This is a genomic window from Micromonospora sp. CA-263727 (assembly GCF_050942455.1).
Classification (GTDB): Bacteria; Actinomycetota; Actinomycetes; order Mycobacteriales; family Micromonosporaceae; genus Micromonospora.
In genome coordinates, this window is the sequence record NZ_CP192031.1 from 4,480,373 (window position 1) to 4,500,780 (window position 20,408).

General features: G+C 73.9%; 15 protein-coding genes. 11 read left to right on the top strand and 4 right to left on the bottom strand.

Features of this window, described 5'->3' with window-relative positions; translation table 11 throughout:
• Positions 1-245: 245 nt before the first annotated feature.
• From ACQPYA_RS19500 to ACQPYA_RS19545, 10 genes are all read left to right on the top strand, one after another.
• Complete coding sequence (locus ACQPYA_RS19500) at positions 246-1,214, top strand: DUF1702 family protein (RefSeq protein WP_433528532.1); 969 nt, start codon at positions 246-248, stop codon at positions 1,212-1,214.
• A 4-nt stretch (positions 1,215-1,218) separates the two neighbouring features.
• Entirely contained in the window at positions 1,219-3,171 is a 1,953-nt protein-coding gene (locus ACQPYA_RS19505; RefSeq protein ID WP_433528533.1) for a CRTAC1 family protein, read from the top strand.
• The gene (locus ACQPYA_RS19510) at positions 3,168-4,139 is read left to right on the top strand and encodes an enediyne biosynthesis protein (protein WP_433528534.1); all 972 of its coding nucleotides are present in this window, start codon (positions 3,168-3,170) and stop codon (positions 4,137-4,139) included. Before ACQPYA_RS19505 ends, ACQPYA_RS19510 begins: the two co-directional genes overlap by 4 nt.
• 31 nt (positions 4,140-4,170) lie before the next feature.
• Complete coding sequence (locus ACQPYA_RS19515) at positions 4,171-9,936, top strand: SDR family NAD(P)-dependent oxidoreductase (RefSeq protein ID WP_433528535.1); 5,766 nt, start codon at positions 4,171-4,173, stop codon at positions 9,934-9,936.
• Position 9,937: 1 nt separating this feature from the next.
• On the top strand, positions 9,938-10,387 hold the full coding sequence (locus tag ACQPYA_RS19520) for an acyl-CoA thioesterase (RefSeq protein ID WP_433528536.1): 450 nt from the start codon (positions 9,938-9,940) through the stop codon (positions 10,385-10,387).
• A complete protein-coding gene (locus tag ACQPYA_RS19525) occupies positions 10,380-10,943 on the top strand; it encodes a flavin reductase family protein (RefSeq protein WP_433528537.1) in 564 nt (187 codons plus the stop codon). The genes ACQPYA_RS19520 and ACQPYA_RS19525 overlap by 8 nt, the downstream gene beginning before the upstream one ends.
• Positions 10,940-11,503, top strand: a complete 564-nt coding sequence (locus tag ACQPYA_RS19530; RefSeq protein WP_433528538.1) for a hypothetical protein — start codon at positions 10,940-10,942, stop codon at positions 11,501-11,503. Before ACQPYA_RS19525 ends, ACQPYA_RS19530 begins: the two co-directional genes overlap by 4 nt.
• Complete coding sequence (locus ACQPYA_RS19535; RefSeq protein ID WP_433528539.1) at positions 11,493-12,212, top strand: copper resistance CopC family protein; 720 nt, start codon at positions 11,493-11,495, stop codon at positions 12,210-12,212. The genes ACQPYA_RS19530 and ACQPYA_RS19535 overlap by 11 nt, the downstream gene beginning before the upstream one ends.
• A gap of 23 nt (positions 12,213-12,235) precedes the next feature.
• Positions 12,236-13,096 carry a class I SAM-dependent methyltransferase gene (locus ACQPYA_RS19540; protein ID WP_433528540.1) on the top strand — a complete coding sequence of 287 codons (861 nt, stop codon included), beginning with the start codon at positions 12,236-12,238 and terminating at the stop codon, positions 13,094-13,096.
• A gap of 67 nt (positions 13,097-13,163) precedes the next feature.
• On the top strand, positions 13,164-13,706 hold the full coding sequence (locus tag ACQPYA_RS19545; RefSeq protein WP_433528541.1) for an EF-hand domain-containing protein: 543 nt from the start codon (positions 13,164-13,166) through the stop codon (positions 13,704-13,706).
• Positions 13,707-13,869: 163 nt separating this feature from the next.
• Here ACQPYA_RS19545 and ACQPYA_RS19550 read toward each other — a convergent pair whose 3' ends face one another.
• The 3 genes from ACQPYA_RS19550 to ACQPYA_RS19560 all read right to left on the bottom strand — a co-directional run bounded on the left by ACQPYA_RS19550 (position 13,870) and on the right by ACQPYA_RS19560 (position 17,038).
• Positions 13,870-15,213, bottom strand: a complete 1,344-nt coding sequence (locus ACQPYA_RS19550; RefSeq protein WP_433528542.1) for a cytochrome P450 — start codon at positions 15,211-15,213, stop codon at positions 13,870-13,872.
• Between the two features lie 98 nt (positions 15,214-15,311).
• On the bottom strand, positions 15,312-15,857 hold the full coding sequence (locus ACQPYA_RS19555; RefSeq protein WP_433528543.1) for a pyridoxamine 5'-phosphate oxidase family protein: 546 nt from the start codon (positions 15,855-15,857) through the stop codon (positions 15,312-15,314).
• A gap of 71 nt (positions 15,858-15,928) precedes the next feature.
• Positions 15,929-17,038 (bottom strand): DegT/DnrJ/EryC1/StrS family aminotransferase, encoded by a 1,110-nt coding sequence (locus ACQPYA_RS19560; protein WP_433528544.1) that lies wholly within the window; start codon positions 17,036-17,038, stop codon positions 15,929-15,931.
• A gap of 346 nt (positions 17,039-17,384) precedes the next feature.
• Between ACQPYA_RS19560 and ACQPYA_RS19565 the strand changes: the two genes are divergently transcribed.
• Entirely contained in the window at positions 17,385-19,139 is a 1,755-nt protein-coding gene (locus ACQPYA_RS19565; RefSeq protein WP_433528545.1) for a hypothetical protein, read from the top strand.
• 109 nt (positions 19,140-19,248) lie between these two features.
• Here ACQPYA_RS19565 and ACQPYA_RS19570 read toward each other — a convergent pair whose 3' ends face one another.
• On the bottom strand, positions 19,249-20,364 hold the full coding sequence (locus ACQPYA_RS19570; RefSeq protein ID WP_433528546.1) for a nucleotide disphospho-sugar-binding domain-containing protein: 1,116 nt from the start codon (positions 20,362-20,364) through the stop codon (positions 19,249-19,251).
• Between the last annotated feature and the right edge of the window lie 44 nt (positions 20,365-20,408).

Consider the following 20,408-nt stretch of genomic DNA (forward strand, 5'->3'; position numbering starts at 1 on the left):
TCCCGGGGATCACCACGCCGTCCCGTTTGTTCCGGTGCGCCACGGGACACTTGACCTGCGCCTGCCCGACCTTCCCGGCCTCGCCGGGAAGGTCGTCGACACCGGCGAAGACAACACAGCAAGCTGCGAGAAGACAATAGCCGACACGTTCCGCAAGTATTGGCCAGAGCGAGGAACCCGATCGACGCACATCCCTGTCCGGTGGACGAATCCGCATGATCAGAACCAGGCGAATTGGACTTGCCATGGCCCGAATATTTTTGGCACTACGGCAACGGATCCTGACCCCTGACAAGCAAGAGGCGTTGTTGGACGTGCGTGGCTTCCACGTCAAGAACGACGCCGGCCGGCAGTCTCTGGAAAGTGCCGGGCTCAGTTTCATCGGCGGTTTCGGCGACGCCGCCGGAGCGCCCTCGCCCCGGGCCGCCGAGGAACTGCTGGAACGCCGGCCGGCGCCGCTGCGGGGCTTCGCCTACGAGGGCGCCGCGATGGCGTACGCCCTGATGGACGGCCTGCGCCCCGGCGGCCGGGGGCTGACCCGGTTCCTGGCCGGGCGGGGGGCCGCGCACGTCTACATGGTGCACGTGGGCGCCGGATGGGCGATGGCCCGGCTGCCCCGCTGGCGCTGGCGGGCGGTCCTACCGCCCGACCCGCTGCTGCGCTGGCTCGCCCTCGACGGCTACGGCTTCCACCAGGCCTACTTCCACACCGACCGGTACATCCACGGCCGGCACCGCGACCCGGCGCGCACCTGGCCCACCGAGTTGCGCCCCTACGCCCCGCACGCCGTGGACCAGGGCATCGGGCGGGCGCTGTGGTTCGTCGCCGGCGCCGACCCGGCTGAGCTGGCCCGCCTGCTCACCCGCTTTGCCGTCGACCGGCACGCCGACCTGTGGAGCGGGGTCGGCCTCGCGGCCAGCTACGCCGGTGGCGCCGATCAGGCCGAGCTGAACGCCCTGCGCGAGGCCGCCGGCGAGCACCGCCCCTGGCTCGCCCAGGGCAGCGCGTTCGCCGCGAAGGCCCGGATGCGGGCCGGGCACGTGCCGGCACAGACCGCCACCGCGACCGCCGCCCTGTGCGGCGCCACGCCCGAGCGGGCCGCCGCGATCACCGACGCGGCCCTGACCGACCTGACCGACTCGGCGCCGCTGCCCGCCTTCGCGGTGTGGCGTCAGCGGATCGCCGACCAACTCGTCCTGCTGGGGAGGTGCTGACCGGGTGTCCATGATCCTTGGTTGGGGCCGACGTCACCTCGCCGGGCTGACCGCCCTGCTGCTGATCGTCGCCCTGTTCCTGATCGCCAAACCGGCCACGGCCATCGACGACGAGCGGCGGCGGGTGGCCGCGGCCTACCGGTTCACGCCGCTGTCCATCGCGATTCCCGGGGGGCTGCCGCAGCAGAGCATCCGCCGGGTCAACCAGGACTACGCGCACATCGACGCCTGGATCTCCTCGGTCGGCGCTGGCGTCGCCATGAACGACATCGACGGCGACGGCCTGGCCAACGACCTCTGCGTCACCGACGTGCGGATCGACCGGGTGGTGGTCACCCCGACTCCCGGGGCGGGCCAGCAGCGGTACGCGCCGTTCGTGCTCGACCCCGCCCCGCTGCCGATGGGCCCGCACATGGCGCCGATGGGCTGCGCGCCCGGCGACTTCAACGAGGACGGCCGCACCGACCTGCTGGTCTACTGGTGGGGCCGGACCCCGGTGATCTTCCTGGCCCGGCCCGGCGCCACCGTGCTCTCCGCGGCGGCGTTCCGACCGGTCGAGCTGCTTCCCCGGCCCGCCGCCGCCGACGGCGGGTACGCCGGGCCGCGGTGGAACACCAACACGGTCAGCGTGGCGGACTTCGACGGCGACGGCCACGAGGACATCTTCGTCGGCAACTACTTCCCCGACGGCCCGGTGCTCGACCACACCGTCAGCGGCGGCGTGGTGATGAACCGATCCATGTCGGCGGCCTACAACGGCGGGCGCAACCACGTCCTGCGCTGGACCGGCGCGACCGCCGACGCGGTCACCTTCGCCGACGTGCCGGACCTCTTCGACGGCGACGTCTCGCGCGGCTGGTCACTCGCGTCCGCCGCCGCCGACCTCGACGGCGACCTGCTACCCGAGCTGTACGTCGCCAACGACTTCGGCCCCGACCGGCTGCTGCACAACCGCTCCACCCCGGGCCGGGTGCGGCTGGCCCTCGTCGAGGGCGAGAACAGCCGGCTGACCGTGCCCAAGTCGAAGGTGCTCGGGCACGACTCCTTCAAGGGCATGGGCGTCGACGTCGGCGACCTGGACGGCGACGGCCTCTACGACATGTACGTCGGCAACATCACCACCTCGTTCGGCATCCAGGAGAGCAACTTCGCCTTCATCAACCAGGCCCGCGACGAGGCCGACCTGCGCGAGCGGTTCGCCGCCGGCCGGGCGCCGTTCGTGGACCGCAGCGCCCCGCTGAACCTCGCCTGGAGCGGCTGGAGCTGGGACGTCAAGATCGCCGACCTCACCAATCGTGGCCGGCCCGACATCGTGCAGACCAGCGGTTTCGTCAAGGGCGAGGTGAACCGGTGGGCCCAGCTACAGGAACTGGCCACCGCCAACGACACGCTGCTGGAGCACACCGTGTCGTGGCCACGGGTCAGCGAGGGCGACGACATCGCCGGCGGCCAGCCGCTCCGCCTGCACGCCCAGATGCCCGGGGGCGGCTACGCCGACATCGCCGACCAACTCGGGCTGGCCGTGCCGATTCCCACCCGGGGCATCGCGCTCGGCGACGCCGACGGCGACGGCCGGCTCGACATGGCGGTGGCCCGGCAGTGGGACGCGCCGGTGTTCTACCGCAACGACAGCCCCGACACCGGATCGCAGCTCTCCCTGAAGCTGACCCGTCCGCCGACCGGCGACGCCGTCACCGGGTCACCGGCGATCGGCGCGGACGTCACCGTCCGCACCCCGGACGGCCGCCTGCTGCGCGGTCGCGTCGACGGCGGCAGCGGCCACTCCGGTCGGCGCAGCTTCGAGGTGCACATCGGCCTCGGCGAGATCACCGGGCCGGTCCAGGTCGACCTCGCCTGGCGGGACCGCACCGGCGCACCCCGCGCGCAGAGCCTCACGCTCACGCCCGGCCGGCACGCGCTCATCCTCGGCACCCAGGCACAGGAGGCGAGCTCATGACGAAGCCACGCGACCCGCGAGTGACCGCGCTGCGCCGCTTCGCGATCTCGATCACCATCCTCAACATCCTCGGCTACACCGTCCTCGGCTTCGAGCAACCCGCGCTCTGGCCGGTGTACGCCGTGCTCACCGCGTACGCCGCCGAACTCCTGCTGGAGGCGGTGGGCGCGCGCGGCGAGGGCCGCGCCCCCCGGTACGCCGGCGGCGTCCGCAACCTGGTGGAGTTCCTCTTCCCCGCCCACATCACCGCGCTGGCGGTGAACATGCTGCTCTACACCAACGACCGGCTGCTGGTGATGCTCTTCGGCGTGCTGGTGGCGATCAGCGGGAAGTGGCTGCTGCGGGCGCCGGTCAACGGGCGGCTGCGCCACTTCATGAACCCGTCGAACTTCGGCATCTCCATCGTCCTGCTGCTCTTCCCGTGGGTCTCCATCGCGCCGCCGTACCACTTCACCGAGAACCTCTCCGGTCTCGCCGACTGGGCCATCGTGGCGGTGATCCTCGTCCTGGGCACCATGCTCAACGCCAAGCTCACCCGCCGCATGTGGCTGATCGCCGGCTGGCTGTCGATCTTCGTGGCGCAGTCCGTCTTCCGTGGCCTGGTGCTGGACACCTCGATCCCGGCCGCCCTGGCCACCATGACCGGCACCGCGTTCGTGCTCTTCACCAACTACATGATCACGGACCCGGGCACCACACCGAGCCGCCCCGCCGCCCAGTTCGCCTTCGGCGGCGGCGCGGCGCTGGTGTACGGCGTGCTGACCGGCGCGTCGGTGACGTACGGGCTCTTCTTCGCCACCGCGATCGTCTGCCTGGTCCGCGGCGTCTACCTCTGGTCGCTGCACGCCTCGCGCCGGGAGCAGCGGCTTCGGGAGCAGGAACAGTCCCAATCCCCCGCACTGCCCGGGACACCGGCGACAACCGCTGCCGTCTCCGCGGACAACAGCAAGCGACCGGTGGCCGCCTGATCCGCGAACCGCACATCCCAGGAGTGACGACATGAGCAGAATCGCGGTCGTCGGCATGAGTTGCCGGTACCCGGAAGCCGATTCGGTGGCCGACCTGTGGCGCAACGCCCTCAGCGGACGCCGCGCCTTCCGCCGGCTGCCGGAGGAGCGGATGAGCCTCCACGACTACTGGGACGCCGACCCGGCCACCCCGGACCGGTTCTACAACCGGCACGCCGCGGTCATCGACGGGTACACCTTCGACCGGATTCGCCACCGGGTCGCCGGCAGCACCTACCGCTCCACCGACCTCACCCACTGGCTGGCGCTGGACGTGGCCGGCGAGGCCCTCGCCGACGCCGGCTGGCCGGACGGCACCGGGCTGCCCCGGGAACGCACCGCGGTCGTGGTCGGCAACACCCTCACCGGCGAGTTCTCCCGCGCCAACGTGCTACGCCTGCGCTGGCCGTACGTGCGGCGGGTGCTGGCGGCCGGCCTGCGCGAGCAGGGGTGGCCCGACGAGCGGATCACCGCGTTTCTCGCCACCACCGAGCAGCGGTACAAAGATCCGTTCCCGCCGATCGACGAGGACACCCTCGCCGGCGGGCTCTCCAACACCATCGCCGGGCGGATCTGCAACCACTTCGACCTCGGCGGTGGCGGCTGGACGGTGGACGCCGCCTGCGCCTCCAGCCTGCTGTCGGTGGTCACCGCCGCGCGCGCACTGGCCGCCGGCGACGTCGACGTGGCCGTCGCCGGTGGGGTGGACCTCTCCATCGACCCGTTCGAGATGGTCGGTTTCGCCAAGGCCGGCGCGCTGGCCCGGGACGAGATGCGGGTCTACGACGAGGAGTCGCAGGGATTCTGGCCGGGTGAGGGCTGCGGCATGGTCGTGCTGATGCGTCACGACGACGCGGTGGCGCAGGGCCGCCCCGTCCACGCGTCGATCGCCGGCTGGGGCGTCTCCTCCGACGGGCGCGGCGGAATGACCCGCCCCGAGACGCAGGGCTACCGGCTGGCCCTGGACCGGGCCTACCAGCAGGCCGGCTTCGGCATCGGCACCGTCCCGCTCTTCGAAGGGCACGGCACCGGCACCCCGGTCGGCGACGCCACCGAGCTGCGGGCCCTCTCCGCCGCCCGGCGCGACGCCGGGGCCACCGCTCCGGCCGCCATCGGTTCGATCAAGGCCCTCATCGGACACACCAAGGCCGCCGCCGGGGTCGCCGGGCTGATCAAGGCGACCATGGCGCTGCGGCACGCGATCGTCCCGCCCACCGCCGGCTGTGCCCGTCCCCGCGCCGAGCTGACCGGCCCGGACCGTACGCTGCGCGCCGCGCCGGTGGCCGAGCCCTGGCCGTCCGGGGCGCCACTGCGCGCCGGGGTCACCGCGATGGGCTTCGGCGGGATCAACACCCACCTGGTGCTGGAGGCCGGTCCGCCCGCCGTGCCGGGGCGGGTCCGGCAGCAGCAGCTACGGCTGGCCCGGCACACCCAGGACGCGGAACTCCTGCTGCTCGACGCGGCCGACCCGGCCGCGCTGCGGGAAAAGGTGGCCGCGCTGCTGCCCCCGCTGGCCCGGCTGTCGTACGGCGAGCTGACCGACCTGGCCGCCGCCCTCGCCGGGGAGGTACGCGACCGGGCCATGCGGCTGGCCGTGGTCGCCACGTCCCCCACGGAGGTGGTCGGCCGGTTCGAGCAGGCCCTGGCGGCGCTCGACCGGGGCGACGACGAGCTCCTCGCCGACGGGCTGGTGCTGCGCCACACGCTCCGGCCGGCCCGGCTCGGGTTCCTCTTCCCCGGCCAGGGCTCCGGCCGGGGCGTCGACGGCGGCGCGCTGGCCCGGCGCTTCCCGGCCGCCGCCGGGGTGCACCGGTTGGCGGCGCTGCCGGCCGACGCGGACCCGGTGGCCACCGAGGTGGCCCAGCCGCGCATCGCGGCGGGTTCCCTCGCCGGCCTGCGGGTGCTGACCGAACTCGGGGTCGAAGCCCAGCTGGCCGTCGGGCACAGCCTCGGCGAGATCACCGCGCTGCACTGGGCCGGCACCGTCGACGCGGAGGAGCTGTTGCGGATCGCCGCCGCCCGGGGCGCCGTGATGGCCGCCTGCCGGGAACCCGGCACGATGGCCGGCATCGCCGCCGACGACCTCGCCACGGCCCGGTTGATCGGCTCGGAGCCGGTCGTGGTGGCCGGCTACAACGGGCCCCGGCAGACCGTGGTCGCCGGCCCGTCGGAGGCGGTGCGGCGGGTGTGCCAGCGGGCCACCGAGGCCGGCGTGCACTGGGCCGACCTGGCCGTCTCGCACGCGTTCCACTCGCCCCTGATGGCCTCGGCGGCCCAGGAGTTCGGCAACTGGCTGGAAGGGGTCCGGCTCGCCGCGCCACACCGGCCGGTGGTCTCCACGATCACCGGCACGGAACTGGCCTCCGACGCGGATCTGGTGGCGTTGCTGCGCCGGCAGATCACCGAACCGGTCCGCTTCGCCGCGGCCGTCGCCGAGGCCGGGCGACGGGTGGACGCGCTGATCGAGGTCGGCCCCGGCCAGGTGCTGAGCCGGATGGCCCGGGAGCTGGTCGACGTGCCGGTCTTCGCCACCGTCACCGACGCGCCGACGCTGGCCGGATTCCTCGGCACGGTCGGCGCGCTGTGGGCACTGGGCGTCCCCGTCGACCACGGCGCGCTCGTCACCGACCATCCGCTCCGTCCGCTCGACCTGGGCGCCGAGCGGCGCTTCTTCGCCAACCCGTGCGAGGCAGCGCCTGCCGTCGCGATCGACCCGACGCCGGTGGCCGGAGTCGGGGCGGCGCCGACGGCCGACGGCGTCGGGCAGCCGGCGCCGGCTGCTGGTGACCGGAGCACCGATCCGCTGACGGTGCTGCGCCGGCTGGCCGCGTCCCGCGCGGAGTTGCCGGCGGAGAGCCTCGGCGCGGACACCCGGCTCCTCGACGGCCTGCACCTGAGTTCCATCGCGGTGGGACAACTGGTCAACGAGGCCGCCCGGGAACTCGGCCTGCCGGCGGTGCAGGCGCCGACGAACTTCGCCACCGCCACCCTTCGGGAGATCGCCGACGCGCTACGGGAGTTGGATCCGGCCACCCCGCAGACGGACCGGCGGGTGGACGGGGTCGCCCCGTGGGTCCACGGCTTCACCGTCGAGCTGGTCGATGAGCCGTTGGAGCGGACGACCGCCGGCCCCACCGGACCGGGCGAGTGGCAGCTGTACGCTCCCGCCGGGCACCCGTACGCGGCGGCGCTGCGGGACGCGCTCGTCGGCGCGGGCGTCGGCGTCGGGGTGCTGCTCTGCCCGGACGCCGAGGTGGACCTGGAACTCGCGCTGCGCGCCACCCAGGCGGCGGTGGCCCAGCCGGCCGGCAGCCGTCTGGTGGTCGTCCAGCACGGCCGGGGCGTCGCCGGGCTGGCCCGCACCGCCCGGCTGGAGGGCGCGGACCTGCACGTGACGGTGGTCGAGGCGGTGACCGCCGACGACCTGGTCGCCCGGGTGGTGCGTGAGGTGGCGGCCACCGACGGGTACGCCGAGGCGCACCACGGCCCGGCCGGCCGGCGGCTGGTCCCCCTGCTCCGGCCGCTGCCACCCCTCGGCACGGCACGCGACGAACCGGCCGACCCGCCGCTGCGGCCGGACGAGGTGCTGCTCGTCACCGGCGGCGGGAAAGGCATCACCGCGGAATGCGCGCTGGCCCTCGCCCGGGACACCGGGGCGCGGCTGGCCCTGCTCGGGCGGGCCGACCCGGCCACCGACCCGGAGCTGGCCGCGAACCTGGCCCGGGTCGGGGAGGCAGGGGTACGGCTGCGGTACGTCCGCGCCGACGTCACCGATTCGGATGCGCTGCGCGCCGCGGTGGCCGAGATACGTGAGCACCTCGGCCCGATCGCCGGGATCCTGCACGGCGCCGGGATCAACCGGCCGAGCGCCCTCGGCGCGCTGGACCCGGCCACCCTACGCGCCACCCTCGCGCCGAAGGTGGACGGTCTGGAGGCCGTCCTCGCCGCGGTGCGGCCGGACGAACTGCGGCTGCTGGTGACCTTCGGCAGCGTGATCGGGCGCGGCGGCCTGCCCGGCGAGGCACACTACGCGCTGGCCAACGACTGGCTGGCCCGGCTGACCGCGGAGGTCGCCCGGCGGTCGCCCGGCTGCCGCGCGGTCTGTCTGGAGTGGTCGGTCTGGTCCGGCGTCGGGATGGGCGAGCGGCTCTCCGCAGTCGAGTCGCTGCTGCGCGCCGGGATCACCCCGATCCCACCGGACGAGGGCGTCCGGCTGCTGCGCCAGGTGCTCGCCCTGCCACGGCTGCCCGCCTCGGTGGTGGTCACCGGCCGTACCGAAGGGCTGGACACGCTGCGCCACGAGCGGCGGGAGCTGCCGCTGCTGCGTTTCCTGGAGCGCCCGCTGGTGCAGTACGACGGGGTGGAGCTGGTGGTCGAGGCAGAGCTGTCCGCCGAGAGCGACCCGTACCTCACCGAACACGACCTCGACGGCAGCCTCCTGCTGCCCGCGGTGCTCGGCATGGAGGCGATGGCGCAGGTCGCCACGGCGGTCAGCGGCGCCACCGGCGTCCCGGTGCTGACCGACGTGAGCTTCCCCCGGCCCGTGGTGGTCGCCGGCGGCGGGCGCACCACCATCCGGATCGCGGCGGTGCAGGTCGAGGCGGGCACGGTGGAGGTGGCGATCCGCAGCGACGAGAGCGGCTTCGCGGCCGACCACTTCCGGGGCACCGTCCGCTTCGAGCCGGACGAGGGCGACCGGGAGGCGCCGGGGGTCACCACCGGGCTGCCGCCGGTGCCGCTGGAGCCGGGCCGCGAACTCTACGGCGACCTGCTCTTCCAGGGCGACCGGTTCCGCCGGCTGGTGCGCTACCACCGGATCGCGTCCCGGCGGGCCGAGGCGGACGTCGCCACCACCGACGAGCTGCGCTGGTTCCACGCCTTCCTGCCGCAGCGGCTGCTGCTCGGTGACGCGGGCGCGCGGGACGCCTTCCTGCACGGCATCCAGGTCTGCGTGCCGGACGCGACGCTGCTGCCGGTCGCGGTGGACCGGGTGGAGCCGGCCGGGCCGAAGCTCGCCGCCACCGAGCAGGTCCGCTTCGTGGCCGTGGAGCGGGAACACCACGACGACACCTACCGGTACGACGTGACCGTCCTCGGCGCGGCCGGGATGGTGGTGGAGCGCTGGCTCGGTCTGCGGCTGCGCGCGGTGCGCCACCGCCCCGCCCACCTGCCGTGGCCGCCGGCCCTGCTCGGGCCGGTGCTGGAGCGGCAGCTGGGCCGGTTGCTCGACGTCGACCTGGCGGTGGTGCTGGAGCCGCATCCGGGCGGCGCCGACGGGCGACGCCGGGAGGTGACCGCCGTCGCCGTCGGGCGGGCCGTGGGACGGCCGGTGCGGCTGCGGTACCGGCCGGACGGGCGGCCCGAGGACGTCAACGGCCGCCGCGTCGCCGCCGCCCACAGCGCGGCCACCAGCCTGCTGGTGGCCGGCGACGGCCCGCTCGCCTGCGACCTGGAGGTGGTCCGACCCCGGCCCGCCGAGGTCTGGGCCGACCTGCTGGGCCGGCACACCGGGCTGGCCGGGCAGGTCGCCGCCGACCGCGGCGAGGCCGCTGACATCGCCGCCACCCGCGTCTGGTGCGCCAAGGAGTGCCTGGTCAAGGCGGGGATGCCGGTGGATTCCCCGCTCACCGTGGCCGGCGGCGACGGCGAGTGGGTGTTGTTGCGCAGCGGCCGGGTCACCGTGGCCACCGGCCCGGTCCGCCTCACCGGCGAGCCACAACCGGTGGTCGTCGCCGTCCTCGCCGCAACGGGGGTGTGACATGTCCGCCTGGTACGAGTACCGCCACGTGATCGGCTTCGAGGAGACGAACCTCGTCGGCAACGTCTACTACGTCAACTACCTGCGCTGGCAGGGCCGCTGCCGGGAGATGTTCCTGCACGAGCACGCCCCCGGGGTGATCGACGACCTGCGCACCGGGCTGAAGCTCTTCACCCTCCGGGTCGACTGCGAATTCCTCGCCGAGCTCGACGCGTTCGACGAGTTGCGCATCCGGATGAGCCTGACCGAGCTGACCCAGACGCAGCTCGGTCTCTCCTTCGACTACCTGCGCGACGGTGCCGGCGGGCCGGTGCCGGTGGCCCGGGGCCACCAGCGGATCGCCTGCATGCGGGAGGTCGCCGGGCAGGTGGCGCCGACCCGGGTGCCGCCGCCACTGGTCCGGGCGCTCGCGCCGTACCGGGCGGCCGAAGGGGTGCCCGGCCGTGCGTGAGCGCACCGAGGCTGCGCCGCCGGCCGCCGGGGTGCTGCGTACGGTGCTCGGTGAGTTCGTCACCGGTGTGACCGTGCTGACGGTGGGTGGCCCGCTGCCGCACGGGATGACGGCGAACTCGTTCACCTCCGTCTCGCTGGATCCTCCGCTGGTGCTGCTCTGCGTGAGCCGGGACAGCCTCATGTCCGCCTGCCTGGCCGACGCGGACGGGTTCGGCATCTCCGTCCTGGCCGCCGGGCAGGAGCACCTGGCCCGGCACTTCGCCGACCGTCGCCGGCGGCCCGGGCGGGCGCAGTTCTCCGCGGTGGACTGGTCGCCGGGCGAGCAGACCGGCGCGCCCCTGCTGCACGGGGCGCTGGCCTGGCTGGAGTGCCGGCCGTGGCGCTGCCACGACGGCGGGGACCACGCCATCGTGGTGGGCCGGCTGGTGGCCGCACGCACGGCCGCCGTCCGCGACGCCCTGATCTTCCGGCGGGGCCGGTTCGACCGGTACGCCGACCCACACCCGGCCGGCAGCCGCCGGCACCCCCAACCGTTTCTGAAGGAGGCGCAGTGACCCTGTCGGAGAAACGCGACACCGGATTTCTCGGGCTGGATCTGAACGGGAGCCGGCATCGGGCGGCCCTACAGATCTTCCTCGTCATCGTCGTCGCGCACTGGGCGGAGCACCTGGTCCAGGCCGCCCAGATCTGGGTGCTCGGCTGGTCCCGGCCCGAGGCGCGCGGCGTGCTCGGCATGCCGTTCCCGTGGCTGGTCGAGAAGGAGTGGCTGCACTACGGGTACGCCCTCATCATGCTGGTCGGCTTCTGGCTGCTGCGCGGCGGCTTCGTCGGTCGCGCCCGGAGCTGGTGGACGGCGGCCCTGCTGATCCAGGTCTGGCACCACCTGGAGCACCTGCTGTTGCTGCTGCAATCGCTGACCGGCACGCACCTGGCCGGGCAGCCGGTGCCGACGAGCATCGTGCAACTGGTGGCGCCCCGGGTGGAGCTGCACCTGTTCTACAACGCCGTGGTGTTCCTGCCGATGGTGGTGGCGATGTACCTGCACCGCAGGCCGCGCGCCGACGAACTGGCCCGGATGCGGTGCAGTTGCCGCCAGGTGGCCCATGTCCATTGAGTCACCGGCCGGGACGCGCCGGCCGGACCGAGGCAGGTGGCTGGCAGCGGGACTGCTCACGCTCCTCGCGCTCGGCGTGGCCGGGTTGACGGTGGCGACCGAGCTGCGGCCGGCGCGGTTGGTTGCCACCGACCCGCCGGCCGACACCCGACTGACCACGGCGCCCGACGCGGTGACGCTGACCTTCAACGGTCCGCTCGACGGCGAGCAGACCCATGTCTGGCTGATCGGTCCGGGCGGAGCCTTCGCGGCGACCGGTACGCCGCGGGTCAGGGGCAGCAGCGTCGCGCTGCCGGTCACGGTTGTGGGCGACGGGAGCTACCGGATCGGCTACCACGCCCAGCTCGCCGCCGGGCAGACCGTCACCGGCGCGGTCCCGTTCACCGTCGCCGCCGGGCTCACCGCGCCACCGGAGGCGGGCCGGGCGGTACCGCCTGCGGTCACCGCGCCGCCAGCCGGGTCCGCCGGCGGCGGCCACCACGGGAGCGCCGATGGACCGGCCAACCTGGCCCTGTTGCTGCTGCCGGTAGCGACCGGCGCGGTCCTGCTGGTGCTGCTGGCGCGACGGCGGCGGGCCCGGCCGGGCGGGCCGCCCGAACCGCCGGCCGACGGCGGGCCGGGCCGGCGACGACGGGCCTGGGTGCTGCGGGAGCCGGAAGAGGCCGACAGCCGACCCGCCGGGCAGGAGCCGGCCCGGCCGACCAGGTGACCGGAGAGACAGGAGGAGAAACGATGTCCGTATCGACCGATGCCGCTGCCGTCAAGGCCGACCAGCGGCGGACCTGGGACGCGGTCAGCGACGGCTGGACGCGCGAGTGGGAGACCTTCGAGCGGGGCGGGGCCGTGCTGACCACGCGGCTGCTGGCCCTCGGCGGGGTGCGACCGGGACACCGCGTCCTGGACGTCGCGACCGGGCCGGGGGAACCGGCGCTCAGCGCCGCCGAGGTGGTCGGTCCAACCGGTACGGTCACCGGCGTCGACCTCTCCCCCGCCATGCTCGCCGTGGCCCGCCGCCGGGCCGAGGGCCGGCGCAACGTCAATTTCCTCGTCGCCGACCTGGAGACGGTGGAACTGCCCCCGCACGCCTTCGACGTCGTGCTCAGCCGGCTCGGGTTGATGTTCGCCGTCGACCCCGACGCCGCGTTCCGCAGGGTCGCCCGGCTGCTCGTCCCGGGCGGGGTGCTCGCCGCGGCGGTGTGGGGGCCACCGCCCCGGGTGCCGCTGATGTCACTCGGGTACGGCGTGCTCGCGCGGCGGCTGGACCTGCCGGCCGCGCCGCCGGACTCCCCCGGGCCGTACCGCCTCTGCGACGCGGAGGCGCTGGCGGCCGGGCTGACCGCCGCCGGCCTGCGCGGCGTGACCGTCGCCGAGTACCCGGTCCCGTTCCGGTTCCGCGACCCCGGCGAGTACGCGCGGTTCACCCGGGCGGTGGCGCCCCCGCCGGTACGCCAGCGGGTCAACGCGCTCGACGCGGCCGAGCGGGACGCGCTCTGGGCCGCGGTGGCCACCGCCGCCGAACAGCACCTCGTCCCCGACGGCGCGGTCGACCTGACCTCGACCGCGCTCACCGTCCGGGCGGTCGCCCCGGCCTGATCCGTGCACGCCCGTGCCCACCAGGCGGGCCGGCGGGAACCGATCCGTAGGAGAAGAAAGGACCGACATGACCACCGAACTGCAACGCCGCAAGCTGGAGAAGGTCTTCGCCTCGTACGACGCCGACGGCGACGGCGTCATCGACGGGCTGGACATCACCGCGATGGCCCAGATCTGGTGCGACACGTACGGGGTCGCGCCGTACTCGCCGGGCTGGCGACGCATCCACGGCGCGGCGGCCCGGATGTGGCGCGGGATGCGCGGCAGCGACGGAGCGGACGGCGAGAAGCGGGTGACCGTCGCCGAGTGGGTGGCCTGGGCCGACAAGCCGGACTTCCCGGAGTTCGTCGGCAATGCGGCGGTGCCGTTCAGCCTGGCCGTCTTCGACGTGGCCGACGCCGACCGCGACGGGCGCATCAACCACGCGGAGATGTTCGCGGCGCAGAGCAAGAGCGGGATGCGTTCGGAGGAGACCCAGCGAATCTTCGACCGGCTCGACACCGACCGGGACGGCTACCTCACCAGCGAGGAGTACGGCCGGGCGGCGCACGAGTTCTACCTCAGCGCCGACCCCGACGCGCCGGGCAACGTGATCGCCGGGGAACTCTGAGCGAGCGTCCGGGAACCCGGTGGCACGGAGACGCTGCGTCACCGCGACCCAACGACGGCATGGTTGCGCCGGCAGGTAACACCGCAGTCGGGCGGGCCGGCGCCCGCGTACCGTCGGCGTCCGGCCGTCGGCCCCGGTGGGGCGACGGCCGGACGCGCGTCGTTCAGCGGGTGCGCCGCCGGGCGGTCATCGGCAGCGAGTCGACCGGCATGGTCATGGCCGGCACGGGCCTGGGCTGGTGGCCCGGCACCGGCTCCAGCCGCCAGCGGGCGGCGATGCTGGCCAGCGAGACGATCATCTCGGTCCAGGCGAACTGGTCGCCGATGCAGCCGTGCACGCCGGTGGCGAACGGCATGAAGGCGCCGCGCGGCAGCGCCCGGGCCCGCTCCGGCAGCCACCGGTCGGGGTCGAAACGCTCGGGATCGGGGTAGATCCGCGGGTTGTGGTGTACGGCGTGGAAGCTGTAGAGCACGGCCGAGCCGGCCGGGATCAGGTAGCCGCCGAGTTCGGCGTCGCGGGCGGTCACCCGGTTGTTGAACAGCCCCTGGGTACGCAGCCGCAACGTCTCGGAGAGCACCTGGCGGGTGTACTCCAGCGCCGCGACGTCGGGGTAGCCGGCCGCCCGCCCGTCGAGCACCCGGTCGACCTCGGCGTGCAGCCGCCGCTCCACCTCGGGGTCCGCGCCGATCTGGTGCAGCGCCCAGCAGAGCGTGTTGGCGACGGTGTTGCTGCCGGCGATGAAGAAGGTCATCACCTCGTCGTGGACCTGCTGGTCGGTCATTGCCGGCCGGCCGTCCTCGTCGCGGGCGAAGAGCATCATCGACAGCAGGTCGCCGTGGTCGGTGCCGGCCGCACGGTACTCGGCGATGACCCGGCCGATGGTGGCTCGCAGGTAGTCGGCCGCGGCGTCGTAGTCGCGGTTGGCCTGCGTGGGCAGTCTGGTCAGCACCCCGGTCAGGTCGGTGATCCGGCGGAACAGTCCACCCAGGACGGTGGTGGTCGCCGCCATGAACCGGGCGCGGTCGACGCTCCGGTCGCCGGCGAGCAGGACCTCGACGATGTTGGTGAGGGCCAGCTCGTCCATCTCCTTCTCCACGGCGAGGCGCTGGCCGTCCCGCCAGGAGTCGAGCTTGCCGGCGACCATCCGGCCCATCAGCTCCGTGTAGTGGATGACCTTGTTGCGGTGGAAGGCGGGCTGGATCAGCGCCCGCTGCCGGCGGTGGAACTCGCCCTCGGAGATGCCCAGGCCGTTGCCGAACATGGACCGGAAGCGTTCGGTCATCGGCCCGCCCCGGACGAAGGTGTCACCGTCGCGGAGCAGTTCGCGCATCAGGGTCGGATCGTTGACCACGTACGCCGGGCGCTTGCCGAGCGCGATGGTGACGACCGGCTCCCCGGACTGGAGTTCGAGCAGGAACTCGGCAGGCCGTCGCTTCATCTGCAGGCCGTGCCCGAGCACGGGCAGGCGGCCGGGCGCCGGCGCGGGTGTGCGCAGGGTACTGGTCATGGTGCGTCCCTCGGTGTCGGGCCGGCGCGGCCCGCCGCGTCGGCGATGACGGTGGCGGACCGGCCCGCCGGCGGGTGCGACGGCGGCCCGGGCGGGGTTCAGCGGGAGAGCAGCGCCCCGGCCGGCGCGGGCCGCCCGGCGGCGTGCCAGACCCGCGACGATCCGATGGTCTGCCCGTTGGCCAGGTCCTGAAGGGTGATCTGCACCCGCCAGGGGTCGAACTGGAGCACCTCGAAACCGGCGTCGGTGGGGCCGTCGGGCCAGACCGCGTACGGGTCGAAGCCGCGCTGCGTCGCCTCGGCGGCGACCAGGTCCCAGACGTGGCGCTTGGTGTCGCCCGGCTCCAGCCAGCGGGCGCGGCAGTCGACGAAGACAGCGTCGTGCGCGGGCGTCCAGTAGCTGCACGAGACGTACGGATTGCGGGCCAGGTGGGCGGTCTTGACCGGCGAACGGGAGGTGCTGACCCAGCCGGTCGGCCCGCCGTCACCGACCTCCCAGGAGACGTGCATGATGCGGCTGCGTGGCCGGTCCCGGCCGTCGACCGTGGCCACCGTGCACCAGCCGATCTGGCTGGTCAGCCGCAGGAAGTCGGCACGGAGGTCAGCGAAGTCGCCGATCGGGCTGCTGAACGTGGAAGGCTCCATCCCGAGATGGTAGGTCCGCGGCATCGATGTTTGCTATATGATTCTCAATTCTTGCGCTGCGGTCGCGGGCCTCATCCGGCCGACAGCACCGCGCGCAGCGCCTCGATGACCCTGGCCTGGGCGTCCGGGTGCAGCGACGGATACATCGGCAGCGAGAAGATCTCCCCCGCCAGCCGCTCGGTCACCGGGAGCGACCCGTCGCGGTAGCCGAGGTGAGCGAAGCCGCGCATGGTGTGCACCGGCCACCGGTAGCTGACGTTCAACTCCACGCCGTGCGGGCGCAGCCCCGCCAGGATCTCGTCGCGCCGGGGGTGCCGCACCACGTAGAGGTAGTACACGTGCTCGTTGCCCGGCGCGGTGACCGGCAGGACGAGGCCGGTGCCGGCGAGCCCCTCGTCGTAGCGCCGGGCGATCTCCCGGCGGGCGGCGAGATAGCCGTCCAGCCGCCGCAGCTTGCGACGCAGGATCTCCGCCTGCACCTCGTCCAGGCGGCTGTTGCGGCCGGGCGTCTCGACCACGTAGTAGCGCTCCTCCATGCCGTAGTAACGCAGCCGGCGCAGGCTCCGCTCGGCGTCGGGATCGGCGGTCAGCGTCGCGCCGCCATCGCCGTACGCGCCCAGCACCTTGGTCGGGTAGAACGAGAAGGCCGCGGCGTCGCCGAGCGAGCCGGCCAGGCGGCCGTGGTGCCGCGCGCCGTGCGCCTGCGCGCAGTCCTCCAGCACCTTGAGGCCGCGCTCGGCGGCGAGCGCCCGCAGCGGAGCCATCTCCACGCACTGCCCGTAGAGGTGCACCGGCAGCAACACCCGGGTACGCGCGGTGATCGCCGCGGCGACCTGGTCGACCCGCATCAGGCAGGTCGCCTCGTCGACGTCGACGAAGACCGGCACGGCTCCCACGGCGTCGATGGCGAGCACCGTCGGCGCGGCGGTGTTGGCGACGGTCACCACCTCGTCGCCGGGGCGTACGCCCAGCGCCCAGAGGGCGAGCGAGATGGCGTCGGTGCCGTTCGCCAGGCTGACGCAGTGCGGTGTGCCGTGGTAGGCGGCGAACTCCCGCTCGAAGCCGCGCACGCTCTCGCCGAGCACCAGCCGGCCGGAGGAGAAGACCTGCTCCACCGCGCCGAGGATGTCCTCGCGCTCAGTCTCGTACTCGGCCAGATAGTTCCAGACTCCGACGGTCATGGCGGCGGACCTCCCGGGGGCGCGTCGTCGCCGCGGCGCCTCACCCCGGCCTCACCACCCCCGCATCCTAGTCACCCCGCCCTTCCACAAGCTACATGTTCATCAACTAACCCTGGCTTCCGCAGCCCGGTGCCGCGCGCCCGGAACGGCCGGGATCACACCACTAACGGGCAGGAATCGCGCCAGATGGGTCTCCCGACAGTCAACTTCCCGTCAATTGGCAGTTGCAATTCGCATAGTAGACTTCCTGCCGCCGGCGTCGCTCTTCGGCATCTCTCCGGGTCTTCCGATAGCGCCCGCCGGGCCTGTTCCGGCCTCAATCCCGCACGTGACCAGGAGGACGTTCATGTCCCGTCCAAGACTGCGAGGGCCGTTCCGGCGTGCCGCCCATATCGGAGTGATCGCACTCGTCGCCGTCAGCAGCGGCCTGGCGCCGCCCCAGCCGGCCGCCGGCTCGTCCGTGCAACGGATCACCTCGACCGTGACCGGCAGCGACGGCGAGTCGTACCGCATCACCAACCATCTCACCAGGACGGCGCAGGCCGCCGAACGCCGAGGCGCAGCCGCCCGCGAGTGGTTGCTGGTCTGGACCGGCGACGCCGCGCCCGGCCCCGACGGCAGACCCGACCCCGACTTCCTCGCCGTCATCGACGCCACCCCCGGCACGCCCGACTACGGGCGGGTGGCCAACACGGTCACCGTCGACTCGGTCTTCGGCAACGAGCCGCACCACATGCAGTACACCTGGCGCAAGGGCGACAAGGTGTACGCCGGCGGCCTGCTCAGCGACACCGTCTTCGTCTTCGACGTCAGCCGGCTGCCCCGGGTCTCGCTCAGCGGCGTGACGCTGCCCCACGACACCCCGTGCGGCTCGGTGCCGGACGCGTTCACCGTCCTGCGGGACGGCACCGCGTACGGGACGTACATGGGCGGGCCGGACGTCGCCGGGCCCTGCACCTACTCGGACGGCCAGACCCGGGTGGGCAACGGCTTCGCCGGCTCCCCCGGCGAGGTGGTCCGGCTCGGCCCCGACGGCACCGTGCTGGCCGAGATGCCGGCGGCGAAGCAGGAGCCCGAGGACCCGGTCTCCTGTCCCAACCAGCCGGCGCTACCCGTGGCGACCTGCGCCAACCCGCACGGCATCGCGCTGCGGGAGGACCTGGACCGACTGGTCACGAGCGACTTCGTCGAGGTCCGGCACGTCGTCGCCGGCCTCGTCACCGACCCCAACCTGCAACGCCGCACGGTACGCACCTACGACATCAGCGACCGCAACCGGCCCCGGCTGCGGTCGCTATCCTACCTGCCCGACGGTCCCCGCGTCGACGACGAGTTCAGCCGGGAGGGCCTGCTCGCCATGGAGCCCGCGGTGACCAACCGGCGCTGGCACCGGGGCGCCTTCGTGTCCACCGGCATGGGCGCGGTCTACTACACCCCCGACATCACCGAGCAGGAGCCGACCTGGCGGCAGGTCTTCGACGACGCGACCGCCTTCCGCCGGCTCTATCCGCGGAACACCCCGACCAGCGCGGCCGACGGCGGCAGCTGGCTCATGGTGAGCCCGGACGACCGGTTCCTGTTCCACACGGTGATGTTCGGCGGCAACGACTCGCCGGCCGTGCACGCCGAGTCCGGGATGCTCTACGTGCTGGACATCCGCCGGCTCCTGGCCGCCGGCAACCGGACCTCCTGCCGGATCGACACGATCCCGGAGACCGTCCGTGGCGGTGCCGAGCCGGACTGCCCGGCGCTGGTGGGGGCGCTGCCCATCGTGGACACCACGCTCGGCGGCCCGCACTGGGCGGCGATGGACACCTTCCAGCGGGTTCCGGGCGGGCAGCACTTCCGCCAGGTCGACCAGGTCTCCCGGGTGGTCACCTCGAACTACTTCGTGGCCCCCACCGGCCTCGACGGCGACGGCCGGATCTGCATGGCGCTGGTCGACCCGGCGGGCCGGCTCACCGAGGACCGGAGGTTCCGCGACGAGCACACCGGCCGGCCCTGCCTGAGCTTCGACCGGACGAGCTGGCCGCACGGCGACACCGGCAGGGCGAATCCGCACGGGCTGCTCTTCGCGGTGGCCGACGCGCAGCTGCGCTGACCCGGCAGGCGGCGGGGCCCCTCCCCGGCGGGCGGCTCGCCGCCGCCCGCCGGAGTGCCCGCCGCCCGCCGGCGGGCCCGTCGAGGGGCGCGGGGCGGCGCGTGCCGATTCAGGCCAGGGCGGCCAACCGGGGCACCACGTCGGCCGGGGTCGGCAGCGCGGCGATCTCGGCCCGCACCTCCCGGGTCACCCGGCCCAGCTCCGCATCGGTGAGCAGCCGGCCGATCGCCGCGGCGTCCAGCTCCCGCTCTCCGCCCAGCACGTGCGCCAGCCCTCGGGCGCGCAGCAGTTCGCCGGTGACCAGTTCGTCCGGCGAGCCGGGCAGTACCAGCTGGCGGACGCCGAGCACCGCGCAGGTGAGGGTCGTGCCGTCCCCGCCGTGGTGGATCGCGGCGGCGCAGCCGCGCAGCAGCTGGTTCAGCGGCACCCAGCCGGTGGCGCGCACGTTCGGCGGCAGGCCCGCCGGCACGGCCGACTCCCCGGTCGCCAGCACGAACTCGGCATCCAGCTCGGACGCGGCGGCGAGCACCCGCTCGATGCCGCCGGCGAACCGGTCCGGCCCACCGAGAGTGCCGAAGGTGACCGCGATCCGGGGACGGGTGACCGGCTCCCGGAGCCAGTCGGGCAGGGTCCCGCCGCCGTTGTACGGCACGTACCGCATGGAGAGTTCGGCCGGCCCGCCCTCCACCAGGCTCGGCGGGGCGATATCGACGGTGCTGATCCCCTCGGGCACCGTCACCCCGTGCCGGCGCAGCGCCACCGCGCCGGGCAGCTCGCGCAGCAGCTCCGGAATGAACCGGGCCAGCCCGAGGCCGTGCGCCACGGCGGGCACCTTCAGTTTGGCGGCGACGACCGGGCCGACCGCGAAGATCGGGTCGTACACCACCAGGTCCGGCTGGACCCACTCGCCGAGCGCGACGTGGGCGTCCACGAACGGATCCCAGGCCGCGACGATGTATGGCTTGCGCTCCTCCATCTCGGCGATCGGGTCGGCCCCGATGGGCTCGAAGAGGCGCGGCACGTCCCGGATGAACTGCGCCTGCATGTCCGAGGTGGTCCGTCCGGGCACGGCGTCCAGGACCGGCAGCCCGGCCCGGGCCACCGCCAGCGCGTCACCGGCGGTGACGAAGGTGACCTCGTGCCCGGCGGCGCGGAACGCCCAACCGAGCGGTACCAGCGGGAACGCGTGGCCGATGGCCGGACCTGGCATGAACAGTACGCGCATGACTCCCTGCCCTCCCTGTCGCCGAGGCGGGCGGCCGACGCCGC

Excerpts from the sequence above, each read along its gene's own strand:
- ACQPYA_RS19500 (WP_433528532.1), top strand. The coding sequence starts at position 246 with ATGGCCCGAATATTTTTGGCACTACGGCAACGGATCCTGACCCCTGAC.
- ACQPYA_RS19565 (WP_433528545.1), top strand. The coding sequence starts at position 17,385 with ATGTCCCGTCCAAGACTGCGAGGGCCGTTCCGGCGTGCCGCCCATATC.
- ACQPYA_RS19550 (WP_433528542.1), bottom strand. The coding sequence starts at position 15,213 with ATGACCAGTACCCTGCGCACACCCGCGCCGGCGCCCGGCCGCCTGCCC.
- ACQPYA_RS19545 (WP_433528541.1), top strand. The coding sequence starts at position 13,164 with ATGACCACCGAACTGCAACGCCGCAAGCTGGAGAAGGTCTTCGCCTCG.
- ACQPYA_RS19570 (WP_433528546.1), bottom strand. The coding sequence starts at position 20,364 with ATGCGCGTACTGTTCATGCCAGGTCCGGCCATCGGCCACGCGTTCCCG.
- ACQPYA_RS19520 (WP_433528536.1), top strand. The coding sequence starts at position 9,938 with ATGTCCGCCTGGTACGAGTACCGCCACGTGATCGGCTTCGAGGAGACG.
- ACQPYA_RS19555 (WP_433528543.1), bottom strand. The coding sequence starts at position 15,857 with ATGGAGCCTTCCACGTTCAGCAGCCCGATCGGCGACTTCGCTGACCTC.
- ACQPYA_RS19535 (WP_433528539.1), top strand. The coding sequence starts at position 11,493 with ATGTCCATTGAGTCACCGGCCGGGACGCGCCGGCCGGACCGAGGCAGG.
- ACQPYA_RS19540 (WP_433528540.1), top strand. The coding sequence starts at position 12,236 with ATGTCCGTATCGACCGATGCCGCTGCCGTCAAGGCCGACCAGCGGCGG.
- ACQPYA_RS19515 (WP_433528535.1), top strand. The coding sequence starts at position 4,171 with ATGAGCAGAATCGCGGTCGTCGGCATGAGTTGCCGGTACCCGGAAGCC.
- ACQPYA_RS19560 (WP_433528544.1), bottom strand. The coding sequence starts at position 17,038 with ATGACCGTCGGAGTCTGGAACTATCTGGCCGAGTACGAGACTGAGCGC.
- ACQPYA_RS19510 (WP_433528534.1), top strand. The coding sequence starts at position 3,168 with ATGACGAAGCCACGCGACCCGCGAGTGACCGCGCTGCGCCGCTTCGCG.